The 12,628-nt window shown below is 45.1% G+C and carries 16 protein-coding genes and 1 rRNA gene; 10 read left to right on the forward strand and 7 right to left on the reverse strand.

Translation table 11 applies throughout. The features are described 5' to 3' along the window. Nucleotides 1–3 precede the first annotated feature (3 nt). Both LEP1GSC061_RS16500 and LEP1GSC061_RS16505 read left to right on the forward strand, forming a co-directional pair. A complete protein-coding gene (locus LEP1GSC061_RS16500; RefSeq protein WP_040509035.1) occupies nucleotides 4–561 on the forward strand; it encodes a gamma carbonic anhydrase family protein in 558 nt (185 codons plus the stop codon). A gap of 192 nt (nucleotides 562–753) precedes the next feature. Beyond that, complete coding sequence (locus LEP1GSC061_RS16505; RefSeq protein ID WP_016546802.1) at nucleotides 754–1,926, forward strand: bacteriohemerythrin; 1,173 nt, start codon at nucleotides 754–756, stop codon at nucleotides 1,924–1,926. A gap of 3 nt (nucleotides 1,927–1,929) precedes the next feature. Here the strand turns inward: LEP1GSC061_RS16505 and LEP1GSC061_RS16510 are convergent, their stop codons facing one another. From LEP1GSC061_RS16510 to LEP1GSC061_RS16525, 4 genes are all read right to left on the reverse strand, one after another. Beyond that, nucleotides 1,930–2,577 (reverse strand): LIC_13215 family putative lipoprotein, encoded by a 648-nt coding sequence (locus tag LEP1GSC061_RS16510; RefSeq protein ID WP_016546126.1) that lies wholly within the window; start codon nucleotides 2,575–2,577, stop codon nucleotides 1,930–1,932. 34 nt (nucleotides 2,578–2,611) lie between these two features. Continuing rightward, entirely contained in the window at nucleotides 2,612–3,010 is a 399-nt protein-coding gene (locus tag LEP1GSC061_RS16515) for a DUF3052 family protein (RefSeq protein ID WP_016546029.1), read from the reverse strand. 123 nt (nucleotides 3,011–3,133) lie between these two features. Further along, nucleotides 3,134–3,718, reverse strand: a complete 585-nt coding sequence (locus LEP1GSC061_RS16520) for a cytochrome C oxidase subunit IV family protein (protein WP_016546470.1) — start codon at nucleotides 3,716–3,718, stop codon at nucleotides 3,134–3,136. 95 nt (nucleotides 3,719–3,813) lie between these two features. Next, the gene (locus LEP1GSC061_RS16525) at nucleotides 3,814–4,995 is read right to left on the reverse strand and encodes a hypothetical protein (protein ID WP_016546549.1); all 1,182 of its coding nucleotides are present in this window, start codon (nucleotides 4,993–4,995) and stop codon (nucleotides 3,814–3,816) included. An 85-nt stretch (nucleotides 4,996–5,080) separates the two neighbouring features. On the opposite strand from LEP1GSC061_RS16525, the gene LEP1GSC061_RS16530 reads away from it, so the two are divergent. From LEP1GSC061_RS16530 to LEP1GSC061_RS16545, 4 genes are all read left to right on the forward strand, one after another. Beyond that, nucleotides 5,081–5,875: an LIC13212 family protein gene (locus LEP1GSC061_RS16530; protein WP_016546758.1), complete on the forward strand. Its 795-nt coding sequence runs from the start codon at nucleotides 5,081–5,083 to the stop codon at nucleotides 5,873–5,875. Nucleotides 5,876–5,988: 113 nt separating this feature from the next. After that, complete coding sequence (locus tag LEP1GSC061_RS16535) at nucleotides 5,989–6,870, forward strand: ankyrin repeat domain-containing protein (protein WP_016546831.1); 882 nt, start codon at nucleotides 5,989–5,991, stop codon at nucleotides 6,868–6,870. A gap of 115 nt (nucleotides 6,871–6,985) precedes the next feature. Continuing rightward, nucleotides 6,986–7,537, forward strand: a complete 552-nt coding sequence (locus tag LEP1GSC061_RS16540) for a hypothetical protein (protein WP_016546014.1) — start codon at nucleotides 6,986–6,988, stop codon at nucleotides 7,535–7,537. A gap of 128 nt (nucleotides 7,538–7,665) precedes the next feature. Continuing rightward, nucleotides 7,666–8,235, forward strand: coding sequence for a hypothetical protein (locus LEP1GSC061_RS16545; protein ID WP_016546052.1), 570 nt, complete (start codon nucleotides 7,666–7,668; stop codon nucleotides 8,233–8,235). A 1-nt stretch (nucleotide 8,236) separates the two neighbouring features. Here LEP1GSC061_RS16545 and LEP1GSC061_RS16550 read toward each other — a convergent pair whose 3' ends face one another. Further along, nucleotides 8,237–8,461: a hypothetical protein gene (locus LEP1GSC061_RS16550; protein WP_040509329.1), complete on the reverse strand. Its 225-nt coding sequence runs from the start codon at nucleotides 8,459–8,461 to the stop codon at nucleotides 8,237–8,239. Between the two features lie 123 nt (nucleotides 8,462–8,584). Next, the gene (locus tag LEP1GSC061_RS16555; protein WP_016546786.1) at nucleotides 8,585–9,946 is read right to left on the reverse strand and encodes an MFS transporter; all 1,362 of its coding nucleotides are present in this window, start codon (nucleotides 9,944–9,946) and stop codon (nucleotides 8,585–8,587) included. A gap of 193 nt (nucleotides 9,947–10,139) precedes the next feature. Between LEP1GSC061_RS16555 and LEP1GSC061_RS16560 the strand changes: the two genes are divergently transcribed. From LEP1GSC061_RS16560 to LEP1GSC061_RS16570, 3 genes are read left to right on the forward strand one after another with little or no spacing between them, the layout of a single operon-like run. Beyond that, nucleotides 10,140–10,367: a (2Fe-2S)-binding protein gene (locus LEP1GSC061_RS16560; RefSeq protein WP_016546684.1), complete on the forward strand. Its 228-nt coding sequence runs from the start codon at nucleotides 10,140–10,142 to the stop codon at nucleotides 10,365–10,367. Beyond that, entirely contained in the window at nucleotides 10,364–11,014 is a 651-nt protein-coding gene (locus tag LEP1GSC061_RS16565) for a RibD family protein (protein WP_016546144.1), read from the forward strand. The genes LEP1GSC061_RS16560 and LEP1GSC061_RS16565 overlap by 4 nt, the downstream gene beginning before the upstream one ends. Nucleotides 11,015–11,025: 11 nt before the next feature. Beyond that, a complete protein-coding gene (locus LEP1GSC061_RS16570; protein WP_016546030.1) occupies nucleotides 11,026–11,670 on the forward strand; it encodes a biosynthetic peptidoglycan transglycosylase in 645 nt (214 codons plus the stop codon). Nucleotides 11,671–11,673: 3 nt separating this feature from the next. Here LEP1GSC061_RS16570 and LEP1GSC061_RS16575 read toward each other — a convergent pair whose 3' ends face one another. After that, a complete protein-coding gene (locus tag LEP1GSC061_RS16575; RefSeq protein WP_016546782.1) occupies nucleotides 11,674–12,051 on the reverse strand; it encodes a c-type cytochrome in 378 nt (125 codons plus the stop codon). A gap of 126 nt (nucleotides 12,052–12,177) precedes the next feature. Here LEP1GSC061_RS16575 and rrf point away from each other — a divergent pair. Then, nucleotides 12,178–12,294 (forward strand): 5S ribosomal RNA (gene rrf / locus LEP1GSC061_RS16580). Nucleotides 12,295–12,628: the final 334 nt, after the last annotated feature.

Below are 12,628 nucleotides of genomic sequence, written 5' to 3' on the forward strand. Positions count from 1 at the left end.
AATATGAAGATTCACGAAACTGCCTTCATTCATCCGGCGGCGACTGCTATGGGTCTTTTAGAAATGGGCCCGTATTCTTCTCTTTGGCCAGGTGCGGTCGCTAGAGCGGATATGAACGTGATCCGGCTCGGCGAGGGCGTGAATATCCAGGACAATACCACTCTGCATACGGATTCGACCGGGAGCATCGATATAGGAGATTATACTTTAGTCGGCCATAATGCGATGCTTCACGGATGCAGAATAGGCAGGGCATGTTTGATCGGAATCGGTGCTGTTGTTTTGGACGAGGCTGAAATCGGAGACGGAGCCATGATTCTCGCCGGATGTATGATTCGCGGCGGAAAGAAGATCCCTCCTCGAGCCATGGTCCTTCCCAAAAACGGCGACATAGTCATATACGAAAGAAAAGCCAAGCCGGAGATGAGCGTGGCAGGATGTTTGGAGTATATCCAACTGTCTAAACGTTTCCAAGAGAATCGATTCGGGCCCTTTACGAAAGAAGAAGAGGAACAATTCCTCAAAGAAGCCAAAATGATCGTTCAAAACTTCGGAATCTGATCGTATATCCGTTCGTAAGGCGAACCGACTAATACTTTCGCATTATCGCATATTATGCAATTATGATTTAAATGGCGTATGACGCTTGATATAAATCAAGTGCTTGTTCGGCGCCTTCATTCAGCTTTCACTATCCGTACCGGACCCTCTTTCTACTCTGAATCTGGAAGCAGACTGGAGGAAAAGATTTTGGTGCTAAACAATCAATCCATTCAGAAAATTCGAGGCATTTGGAAGACTTTCGACCTGGCTCTGGGAATACCGGAGATAGATAAACAGCATTTGTGGTTGATTGCGATTCTTGTGAACCTGGAAGAAAAACTCGAGGGTGGCAACGGAGCCAAATTACAAGAGAGTTTTTCTTCTGCTCTGACCAAAACCCTGGATTATACTCTCGAGCATTTCGCCTTGGAAGAGAAACTATTGGAAAGTATCAATTTCGATAAGCTCGGGCAACATAGACTTCAGCATAGCCGTTTCATTATGGCATTACGTAGAAGGGCGAGAGAAAACGTAACGGAAGATTTTCGCCAGGCAGGATTGGATCTCCTCAAGAATCTGAAGAAATGGCTTTTCCGTCACATTCTAGGAGAGGATAAGGCCTATGCAGAAGCGGCAAAGGATATGATGAGCCTCGAAACCCAGGAATGGATGCAGAATCGATTGGAACATTCTCCTTATCGGGACGAGATAGAAGTTCTATATTCTTTGGTCGTGCATTCCGAAGAGCAGGAAATCTCGGCCGAGTTTAAGAACGTCGGAGAGGATAATCTTAAGGCGATTTCCGAATTATGGTACAGATATAGATTAAGAACCGGAATCGCAATTGTGGATATGCAACATCTCTGGTTATTACAGCTGCTAGTTAAAACCGACAAACTGTACAAACAGAAGCTGAGGCAAGAGATTAATAATAATTCCCTGAGTAGACAGCTGAAGAACGCGATTACCGAAACGATCGAATATATCCGTGAGCACTTCAATACGGAAGAAGCGATCATGCACCATTTTCATTTCATAGGTGAGAAGAATCATATCAAGCAGCATGAAAGCTTTAATATGCTGATCAACGACCTGGCGGAAAGGAGCGAAAAGGAAGAGATGGAAGCGATTTCACTGCTCCTCCAAGATCTGAAGGAGTGGTTGATTTCCCATATCGCGATCGAAGATAAGAAGCTATTCTACTTTTTCCGATCGAGGCTTGGCGACGTAAACGATTTCGTACGCCAGATGAACCAGGAAGGAAAAATCCATATCTGGAAGGATGCGGTAACCATCTATAAATTACTCGTAGATTATGAGGATATCAGTATGAATCAACACCCGCACCCTCATTCCCACTCTCACGGAACCGGAGTGCGATAGGACTTATTTTTTCGGGTCCGGTTTGCTTTCGGTAATCGAAGACATGGTGTTTAGGATTTTCTTGGACTTCTTCGATTGTTCCGATTCCGGAGTCGTTGCGGTGAATATATAAGCCGTCTGATCCTTTAACACGATCCATTGAAACATCCTTACTTCCCTATCTTTTCCGGATTTGGGAAGTTGAAATTTGGATTCTACGAACATGGCCTTATTGTTTCCTAAATCCCGTCTTTGAGGAACGGAGAGCACTTCGTATCCTTTATACAAATTGGAGTATATGGCCCCGATCGAAGCGACGTAGTCTTCCAGTGCGACCTTAGCGTTTCGGTTGGGAATCGGTTCGGAAACGAAGTGGATTACGGTTCGGATCTCCGGGTGTTCCGTAGGTTCGTTTTCGAAAAGATAAAATAGAACATTCGCGTTCTTTTGGGTTTCCGGTTTTCGAGTCTTGGATTTAGAAGATTCGACCGGATCCAAGCTCGGGTCCTGTTCCTCATAGGTCCAGCCTTCGTAATTCAGAACGATTCCTAGTTCGGGAATTTCCAGAGTCTTACTTACTTCCGGAACTTTTTCCAAGCAGGATACTGAGAGTAAGGAAAGACAAAAGAGGGATAATAGAGAATAAGACGATTCGTTTAGCCTGCCGTTCATAAGTCCCTACCGCTCGCTCTCCGCCCATTCGGGTTTAAGCCTTTCTCCTACGAAAGAGAAGGCCGGACCAAACCGAATCGATTGCGCAAACTTTAACGTCGACCAGCCCCGTCTTCAATCCGATTTCTCGGATTTTGTCCTCTTTTAGATCGGTTTTTACTCCCGAAGCGGATTTGGGCCAGGAGATCCAGACCATTCCTTTATCCGCGAGATGTTTCGGAAATTGCGGAAAGAATTCTTTCAAATCCTCCTCGGTCTTACAGAAAAAATGAATATAGTCGAAATCTCCGTCCAACTTCTTTTTGAATCGGATTTCGGAAGGAAGACCCTCTAAAAGATCCCTAAAACCTTTGGGTTCTTTTAGTAGAATGGCCGTTTGTCCTTCTTTGAAACCTAATTTTTTAACCAAGGGTGTGCCTGAATATCCTGCCATGTGGGGTTTCCCGAAGATTGGAATCTGGAAAAAAGTTAAAGGAGAAGACTGAGACGGGGAAAGGCTACAAAAAAACCGGCTCGTAAGCCGGTTCTTGCAATTTCTTAGAATTTAAGATCGGTATTAGTAAGGGAATCCTACCAGGATTTTCGCGCGGGTAAAGATGTCCGCAACGGAGAATCCGAAGAGTAGAAGAAGGAATAAAAACCCGGATCCGAAAATCGCACGGTTCATAACGTTATCGTATTTCAAGTGCATGAAATAAGCGAGAACCAAAGAGGCCTTGATGGTGGCGACGAGCATCGCGATTACGGTGTTCATGGCGCCGAAGTCCACTTGAGCGACTAAAACCGTAACGATGGTTCCGACGATCAGAGCTCCGAAAACGAAAGAGTAGGTTTTAACGGAGATAAGATGGTGTTCTCCGTGTCCGTGATCTTCGGTATGAGCCGTAGCCGTGGAAGGTTGTAATTTGGTCTTTCCAGCATCCACAGCTTTTTGGAGAGCTTGGCCCAAGCGAGTGGACTTATTCTTTTCCAAGAAGGACTTGAGTTTGTCCTCTTCCAAGATTTGGGCCAAAAAGTTAACCGCAAATCCCGCGACGGTTGCGTTTACGATCGCTCCCGCTCCGATTACGAATCCCGTGAAAGGAATCAAAAATCCGATACTGACAATAATATATAGCGCGTAGTTAAGAAACAGTTCCATCTCTTTTCCTGGAGCCCGACCTTTTATGGTCCAAAGCGTTGTACCCGAGGGGTTGGAACCAGTCTCGAGAAAAGGTAAAGAATCACAAGTACATTTCAGCCACGTAGAAGCCGGATTCCTTCCTCCCAGACCGATTTCGAAACTTTCCAAGGATCCTGGTCGATCGGCTTAGGAATTCGAATCCAAACCAGATTTTTAGGCCTGGGTTTTCCGTTTTTCGTATAGAAGGGAGACAAGGGAAGGATCTTGGAATCGCAAGTCTTCTCCCATTCCGGAATACGTAGATAAGCGTCGGACACGGATATCTGCGGAAGAAAGAGGAGTAAGTCGGAATATTCTTCCTGGGGAGAATGCTTTCTCAATTCCCAAAGGATTCGTCCCATGGTCCATCTGAAATTGATTTCGGAGATCTTTCTCAAGAGAAGGGACTCTCCCGATCGGAAGAAAAAGGAGTCTATGGAACCGAATCCGGAATAGTCCTCGCAAAACGAGGAGATTTTTTCGCTCACTCCTTGCATCAAGGAAAGATAATAATCGATTTCCTCCGATTCTCCTATCCAGGTGCCTGAATACCTTCCCTCCGGATCAGAAAGAAGAATGGTACCTCCCTCCGTTTCCGATTTTCCGTTTTCAGAACGAAATAGTAGACTAAAATCGGAGGTTCTATTCTTCCAGGGCTCCAAGACTAGATTTTCATTTCTTTCCAGAAAGAATTCCCGGACGGTTTCTTCCAATTCCTCCGGAGTTCCCAGAAGGGAAGCGCCTGCAAAACCGAATTCGGGTTTGAGAACGAATCGGTCCCGGGGATCCAAAGCGCCTCTACATGCAATCCATTCGGAAATTTCCCGGATAGGAAATGATTCGAATTCGCAGAAGCCCGAAGTCTGTTTCCATTCGCTTTGCCTAATCTTGGAAGATAAACGCTTAGAGAGAGCGAGAGCGTTGGGATTCAAAATGGGACCTTTTCCGTTCACCCATCGGGAGACGTTTCCCCATTCTCCGAACCTTGGATTTTCCTGAAAGCCTTGCGCGAGCCCGTGGGTTTGGTTCCATTTTAAGTAAGCGCCGATGCGGAAACCTTTCTCTTCCAGGTACCGAGTCCATTCCGGATCTGGAAGATTATGGACGAGTATCGTATCCGCTTCTTCTTGTAAGCCGGCAAGTACAAGCATTGCGGATTCTATGATGGAATTTCGGGAGTGAAGTTTTCGTGGAGAAAGCCTTTCTTCTAGGATCTCTTCTTCAAAATAGGCGTTCGGGCGGAAGATTCGAGGCATAATCGGGTTCTGGGTCGGGAAAAAATCGTTTCTCGGATCAAGAATGGGGTATAGTCTTTTCGATATTTAGAAAGAAGGCAGTCTTATGAAAACCCTTATCTTTGTCCTCTTTTCCCTTTCGCTGGCTTTAGTCCAAGTCCAAGCGGCTCCTAAAATTCTCACTATGGAAGAGAGGGAAGTGGAACGTCAGATCGAAGCGATTCGTAAGGCGGGGTTCTCCGATATAGAGATAGATAATCTTCACGCTTCGATATCGGAAAACATTCATAAGATCAATAAGATCCTACAAATGGATACGACTAAAAAGGCTCTGAGATATATCGGAGACGAACCGCAAGAGCTTCCCCAATTCCTGAAAACGGATCGGGAGAATAAGCCGTATCTGGAGTTGGATATGGGATCGGGAGAATCCTTCTGGGACTTTCCTAAAACTTATCTGTACAACGCCCGCATTTTCATCTATCCGGGGCAGAATCCGGACAAACTCGAAAAGATCATTATGCAATTCAAACGTACGAATTCCAACGGCGAGATTTTCATACGGGAAATGAGAAGAGTGATCAATGTGGACCCAAAGGGACCTCAGATCGGATCCGAAGGAAAGAGAACGCCGAATAATAATAAGGAAATCAAACTGGAATATTACTCCAGTTACGATACCGATCAGATTTGGCCCGATACTCCGGTTCAGTCCATTCCCCCGAGCGTGGAATCCAAGTTGCACGAAGAAACTAATCCTCTACCTTATAATAAGCAGAAGCAAATCATCGTTACCTATAAGAAATATCTGCGGAGAGTGGATAAGAACGTTAGACATAAGCTTCGGGATCTGGAATTGAACCAGAAAAGACTGATCTCGAAGATGTTGGAATTCCAATAAGTCGCTTATCTATCGTCGACCGTGTTCCGATCCCGGATAAGGTCGGCATTCTTCCCGAATCTTTTTTAGGTTTTTCCTGTCTCGGATTCTCGATTTCCTAATATTAATAGAATATGAATTATCGAACGGGCAGAAGATGTGCCACCTTATTCCTTTGCCTATCGCTTCCTTTGGTTTACGGATGTTCCACTCTTCTTGTGGATATCATCGAAGAAGGAGCGTCCGATAAGGCCTTAGCTCTCTTGGATGAAGGGGAGGATCCGAACGGACTCGCTGCCTGTGATACCCCTCTTTACACCGCTGCAAAGAAAAACGATCAAATCGTAATCCAAGCATTGTTGAAGAAGGGAGCCGACCCGAAACTCAGATCCAAAGAATGCGCCTATAGGGATATGTTCGGTCGTTATAAGGCAGGAAACAGAAGCCCATTGGATTCCGTTAAATCCTTAGAGGTTGCCAGGATCCTGCTAGATGCGGGAGCAGACCCTCGTTGGGGTGGCTTCGAAGAGAGGGGAAATAGCGTAGCCAATTGGACTCCTTTGTATGTGGCGATTCTTGCGGACCGCTATGAGATCGCCCGTTTGCTTGTGGAGAAAGGAGCGAGAGTGAACCAGTATTCGGATTCGGATGGATCGAATATTTTTCTGAGATTATTATCCGGTAAAAAGGATGCCAAAGCCCAAGCTCTCCGAACCTATCTGATTGCAAAGGGAGCCAAGGAGCTACCTCTAGCCCAAGCGTCCAAGTTGATAATGGGGACGGAAGCCTATACGACTTACAGACATATCCCGAGCGGACAGACAACTACCCTGTCTCCCGAGATCGCTTCCCTGATTCGTAAGTCCCCAGAACAGGTGATCCCACTCACCTTATCCGCCGAAGAAGGAAAATATTATCATTATTCTGAATTCGAATGGACGGATAATAAACAGAACCTTCATGAATGGTTGGTTTTGTTCCGGGCCTCTTTGGGACTCGTCCGTAGTAGGAAATAAATGTTAAACTTCCAGTTCATAGATCAAGTGAGAGAAGCGGGCCGGATATCCAATCGCAATAAAACGTTCCGGTTTCCGGCTTGCCATTTCACTGCAAAAAGGATTCTCTTTACACATGGCTATCCATTCCGTTTTCGGTAAACTCCAGTTCAAACCGGGGGAGGGGGACGTTTGTGTCTTATCCTCGCCTTACGAATTCGAACCTGCCCTTTCCACTCTAGGAGGGCCGGTGGATCGGGCCCTACGTTCCGGAAAGCGTTATCGCCTGATTCTGGCTTTCGTCCAAACGGAAGTGGAAATCAGGAATATCGCTTCTATGGTTCCTACTTCTTTGATTGAAGACGGGTTATTATGGTTAGCATATCCCAAAAAGGATTCTCGAAAGTATAATGTCTCCATCCATAGAGACGCCGGATGGGACCCTCTAGGTAAAATCAATTTCGAAGGGGTCCGTTTAATCTCGATCGACGACGACTGGTCTGCATTGAGATTCAGGCATACTTCCCTGATTAAGAATCTGGAAAGGGACCCGAGCCTGACTTTGAGCGAAGAGGGTAAAAAACGCGCTACGGCCAAGAAAAAGGCCGCGAAAAAAAAGACCCCGCCCAAGAAGAAATCCGCTCCTAAGAAGAAAACTCCCCCCAAGAAAAAGGTTAAAAAGAAATAGAGGTTTTCCTCTTACCGTTTTTTAGAGAAAAATCGCCTCTTATTAAAATATGAGGTCTTTCTTTTTTTGCAGAATGGATACTTATCTTGAACGGTTCCGTCCGTTCCGTTTAAGGGTTTGAAAATCGTATGTATCCTAAGTTCTCATATAAGCTTGGTGCGAGCGGATTCGGAATCATAATTCTTCTTTCCTTCGTTTCGATTTTTTGCGGCCCTTCTACGGACAAAACACCTTATAAAGAATTGCGCCAGCTTGCTTTCCAAACGGAATATGACGATATCGGAATCAAGGATCCTCTCGGTAAAACGCTGGTTTACGGGATTATCCTGGACTTGCCCGCTCAAAGGGAACTGGCCACGTTGACCACCTTTTTATCCGGAGATGCTAGTATCTTTCTTACTTCGGGAGCTTCCTTTATCGGAGGCGGAGGAAAAGAAAGAATCCAAAAAAGCACCGTTCGATTTATTCAAAAATACGCCTATTTGTGGAAACAAGGGAAGAAGGTGGAGGGAATTCCTAGTCCGGATTTGGATAAGGTTCGATTCTTCTTTCTTACTACGCAAGGAACCTATTATGTGGAGGATAGCGTCCAAGCGATCGATAAGGATGTGTCCTCTTTAACCCCTATCTTTGACGAGGCCCAGGCGGTTATTTCGGAGATTCGGTTGGAAGCGGAAAAAGCCTCCGACGACGATTGAATTAATAACCTCCGGCATCCCTCTTAACGATCAGGTCGCTGATCACTTTTTCTTCCGTTAGATATTTGCGATTCAGGTAGGAGATGGCATAGTTCAGAAATTTAGGAACTTCTTTGCCCGCATCCAAAAGATCCAATTTGGTCTGAGTCAATTCGTCCATGGTCGCCAGAGCGAGCTTTCTTTGGCTCTGGTGGGACTCGAATTCGTCCTCGGTTTGGAATTCCAGGCTTGCCACGATCTAAATGTAATCAGGAATTCGGATTTCTGCAAGCAAAAGCGGACGGATCGGAGAGAAAATCCCTTCTCCCTTTGCACAGGAAGAAGGGATTCGTTTTAATGTTACTTAATATTATGTCGGAGAATTTCCGTTTTGCTTCTCCCATTCCTTCGCTTTTTCGATGCCTCGTTTTTCGTTTACGAACGCGTTGATTACGAGAGAGATAAAGAAGAAGATCGCTACCACCAAAAAGGCGTTACGTAGATCGAAGATTTTCTGAAGCATTCCGATGGCGAATACTCCTATTGCTCCCGCCAGTTTTCCGGACAGTCCCCAGAGTCCGAAAAATTCTCCTGACTTTGTTTCCGGGGAGAAGATGGCCACTAGTCCCCGACTTGCGGACTGGGTGGATCCTACACCCGAACCTGCTAAGGTCCCGAAGAATACGAAAACCCATTGCACGGAGAAATCGAATCCTAAGCCGTTCAAAATCGCGGTGATATCTTTCACGAAGTAGATACCTAGAAGACATAGGATCCAGAAAACTAAGGTAATATTAAAGGTTCTCTTGGCGCCGAATTTGTCTTGGACCGTTCCAAAGACGATCGCTCCTATCATAGCGAAGATTTGCAGAAGAATAAAAAGAGTCTTCGTTTGCTCAGCGGTGATCTTGATTTCCTGGTTTCCGTAAAGAAATGCGAAGGAGATAACGATGGAGATCGCGGCCATAGAGAAGAAGAGCGAAACCAGATAGATAACCAAATCCTTGAAATATCCCACGGATCGGATCGTTTTGAATACTTGATGAAAGCCGATTCTTAAATAACTTCTTCCGTCCGGTTTTGCGGTAAGGGCCTGGTATTCTTTCAACAAGATGAATGTAGGAATTCCTGCGAGAAAAAAGAACAGGGCGGTCAAAGGTCCTACCTGTCTTAAGGAGCCGTAATTTTCACTCGTGATTGCGTCTCCTACCCATTGGCTTACCAGAAAAACGGAAAGCAATCCGCCGATATAACCGACTCCCCAGGCATATCCTGAAATTTTACCTAGTTGTTCTTTGGGGCCCAAATGTGGGAGGAAAGAGGAGGCGAAGTTTTCTCCCGATGCAAAAAAGAAGTTCGAAAAGATCAGCAATACAAACGCTACACCCCAGACTCCCGGGCTAGAAGCAAGCCAAAGGGCGGAAGTGGTGATAATGCAACCTATATAGCTCCAAAATAAAAAGGCTTTTTTTCTCGCGGAATAATCGGAGATGGCGCCGAATAAAGGCCCGGTGATCACTACCAATAGGTAGGAAATGCACAATGCTAAACCGAAGAAGAAATTTCCATCCTCATACGGATTGCCGGGATTGGAAGACTGCGGAACCAGAACTTCCGCGAAAACTCTGCAATAGATGACTGTTATAATAACCGTAGTATAGCTCGAATTGGCGAAATCGAACATGCACCATCCGAAGATTTCCCGTAAGGGAGCGCGTTTGGTTACTTGCATTGTAAAAAAGTTTCCTCTATGGAATTTCCGAATGAGGATGGGCTCGAAAGTCCTATTGTCAACGAGAAATATCGGCTTCCCAGGGTATATGCTACCTTTATAAAATTAGGAAAAAAATCCCTTGATCCCCCGCTTACGGATACTAGATTACTTGGAAGCTTCCCCTTTCGACGTCCAATAGATATACGAGTACATGAATTCGCCGGACTTCAGCCAAATCGATTTGAACGCCTTAATGCGACCTAGAAAGGTTTGCGTGTGCAACCAAGTATCCGAGCAAGATCTGTTGGATTCTATCCGTAGGGGAAACGATACATTAGGAAAATTAATGAGAGATACCAATTGCTGCACAGGCTGCGGCACTTGCAGAGGGAGAGTGACCAAACTACTTTCCGAAACTCTCGCAGCCCAGTCTAAATGAATCTTCCTTTTCTCTCCGTAAATATGGCCATGACCTTGGACGGAAAAGTTTCTCGTCCCGACGGAAAATGGTACGGTCTTTCTTCCCGAAACGATAAGAGAAGAATGGACCAAATCCGCTCCGAATCGGATGCTTTGATCCTGGGAAAAAACAGCCTTTTAAACGACGATCCGGTCACTCATCTACGTTATGTGGAATCCGACCGGGAACCTAGGCCTATTCTTCTAGTTCGTAACGGAACCCTGCCCGAGGATCGCAAAGTATTTCAATTTTCCAAGCAAAGACCCTTACTATTCTGCACTTCGAATAACGAGAAAGAAGTGCGCTCCAATTTGGAGGATCTCGCGGAGATCGTAGTATTGGATTCTCAGGATATGGATTCCGATTTTGTGCTTTTAGAATTGGGAAAACGAGGATATTCCAAAATACTTCTTGAAGGCGGACCTAGGCTCAACGATTCCTTTTTTCGAAAAGGATTGGTGAATCGGCTCTATGTTACGATCGTGCCTTTCTTAGTGGGACAAAAAGGACTTCCGTCGATCACCGGAGGGGACTCCGCCTACCTGGACTTCGACAAGGATGTCTGGAAGTTGACTTCTTGTGAAAAACACGAGGAAGAAGTCTTTTTGATCTATGATAAAAAGTAATCCGATAGAGTATGAGTAGTTCGGAACATTTTCTTCATAAATGGATTGCAACTGCGATACGCGGTTTCCTCTTGTTTTGTTTTTGCCTCTTGATCTATTACCAGACTTTCCCGGAGAAGAAACTTCTTTTCCAAGAGGATAAACTCGTTTATCTACCGGAAAATTTGGAATCAGTTCCGCTGGGACCGGACTGGGTTCGCTTGGACGAACTTCCGGAAGGTAGTTTGGAATATTTGGTAGAAGTGGAAGACTATCGTTTTTATCGGCATAGGGGATATTCTTTGGCAGATATCCAATCTTCGATCGTGCAAGCGGTTCTATTCTTCAGAAGACTTAGAGGGGCGAGTACCATCGATCAGCAACTGGCTAGAACTCTTTTTTTATCTAGGGATAAAACGCTGACTCGAAAATTGAGGGAAATCCGGATCGCCCAATGTTTGGATGAAGAGCTGGGAAAAAAGGGCGTCTTGGAATATTACCTGAATCTGGTTTATTGGGGAAGAGGACTCAACGGAATCTTTCGTTCTTCCAGATATTATTTTCAAAAACATCCTAAGAATCTGCTTCCAAGCGAATTCAAAGCCTTAGTCCAGATCTTAAAAAAGCCGGACGCTTATTCCTTGGAAGAAGTTCGGTCTTTAGCGGAACAATATTAATTTTTACAGTCGCTCTATTTTATCCACCAGGGCCCAGATTTGATCCTCGGAAAGCTCCTTCGAAAAGGAAGGCATCGCTTGGTTCTTTCCGTCTCGGATCGTTTTGAAAATTCCCGCTCTCATCTTATTCCCTCCGAATAAGAAGCCCATCCTCATTCCGAAGGTCCCGAATTTTCTAGGAGTCGGATTTACATTAGGGTCAGGGATACCGTTCGTACCGTGGCAGGTCGCACATTTCCCGTTCCAAAAAGTATCGGCGAATGCTCTCAATTCCTGGGTGGGAGGGATGGGTCTGGCGACTTCTTCTTTCTTGGTCTGTCCGGTCCCGCAAGTAACGTAAAAAGTAGAGAGAAGAATGGATAGAATCAGGGAGAATTTCATAATCCGAGAATTCTTTCCTGCTTTCCGGTTCGGAAAACTTTTTTTCCCCTAGTTTTTCAAAATTCGTTCCTTAGGATTAAAAATGGTTGGACATCGGAGCTCGAGAGGAAATACTGGCTCTAGATTCTCGGTGATTATAGAGAGAGGGTCACACCCGTTCCCATCCCGAACACGGAAGTTAAGCCTCTCATCGCTGATGGTACTGCATGGTTCGCTGTGTGGGAGAGTAGGACGTTGCCGGGTTTCTTAGCAATTATCAAAAGGCCGGTTTTTACCGGCCTTTTTTATTTTTCCGCCGCTTTTTAATAATCAGATCGGTAAGCATTTCCTATTCCAAGGCCTTTATCCGTCTGAGTACGAATTTCCCTATTCGTAGAATCATTATAAATTGAGAATATACTAAAGAATCCTTCGGATTCGATTTTCATTAAGATTTAAAAACATTCCGTTAAAACATACGAAATAAGTCGACCGCAGACATTTTACGGCCTAAGGAATCTCCGTTAAGTCTCTTTATTAGTAAAGATAGCGCTCGTTCGAAATACAGGTGTTATATCGGTACGATCTGAAATTTTTT

Origin of the sequence: Leptospira wolffii serovar Khorat str. Khorat-H2, from assembly GCF_000306115.2 — a bacterium.
Lineage (GTDB): Bacteria > Spirochaetota > Leptospiria > Leptospirales > Leptospiraceae > Leptospira_B > Leptospira_B wolffii.

Coding starts and splice junctions, on each gene's coding strand:
- LEP1GSC061_RS16515 (WP_016546029.1), bottom strand. CDS start 3,010: ATGGCAGGATATTCAGGCACACCCTTGGTTAAAAAATTAGGTTTCAAA.
- LEP1GSC061_RS16530 (WP_016546758.1), top strand. CDS start 5,081: ATGAAAACCCTTATCTTTGTCCTCTTTTCCCTTTCGCTGGCTTTAGTC.
- LEP1GSC061_RS16535 (WP_016546831.1), top strand. CDS start 5,989: ATGAATTATCGAACGGGCAGAAGATGTGCCACCTTATTCCTTTGCCTA.
- LEP1GSC061_RS16500 (WP_040509035.1), top strand. CDS start 4: ATGAAGATTCACGAAACTGCCTTCATTCATCCGGCGGCGACTGCTATG.
- LEP1GSC061_RS16545 (WP_016546052.1), top strand. CDS start 7,666: ATGTATCCTAAGTTCTCATATAAGCTTGGTGCGAGCGGATTCGGAATC.
- LEP1GSC061_RS16510 (WP_016546126.1), bottom strand. CDS start 2,577: ATGAACGGCAGGCTAAACGAATCGTCTTATTCTCTATTATCCCTCTTT.
- LEP1GSC061_RS16525 (WP_016546549.1), bottom strand. CDS start 4,995: ATGCCTCGAATCTTCCGCCCGAACGCCTATTTTGAAGAAGAGATCCTA.
- LEP1GSC061_RS16555 (WP_016546786.1), bottom strand. CDS start 9,946: ATGCAAGTAACCAAACGCGCTCCCTTACGGGAAATCTTCGGATGGTGC.
- LEP1GSC061_RS16575 (WP_016546782.1), bottom strand. CDS start 12,051: ATGAAATTCTCCCTGATTCTATCCATTCTTCTCTCTACTTTTTACGTT.
- LEP1GSC061_RS16560 (WP_016546684.1), top strand. CDS start 10,140: ATGAATTCGCCGGACTTCAGCCAAATCGATTTGAACGCCTTAATGCGA.
- LEP1GSC061_RS16570 (WP_016546030.1), top strand. CDS start 11,026: ATGAGTAGTTCGGAACATTTTCTTCATAAATGGATTGCAACTGCGATA.
- LEP1GSC061_RS16520 (WP_016546470.1), bottom strand. CDS start 3,718: ATGGAACTGTTTCTTAACTACGCGCTATATATTATTGTCAGTATCGGA.
- LEP1GSC061_RS16565 (WP_016546144.1), top strand. CDS start 10,364: ATGAATCTTCCTTTTCTCTCCGTAAATATGGCCATGACCTTGGACGGA.
- LEP1GSC061_RS16540 (WP_016546014.1), top strand. CDS start 6,986: ATGGCTATCCATTCCGTTTTCGGTAAACTCCAGTTCAAACCGGGGGAG.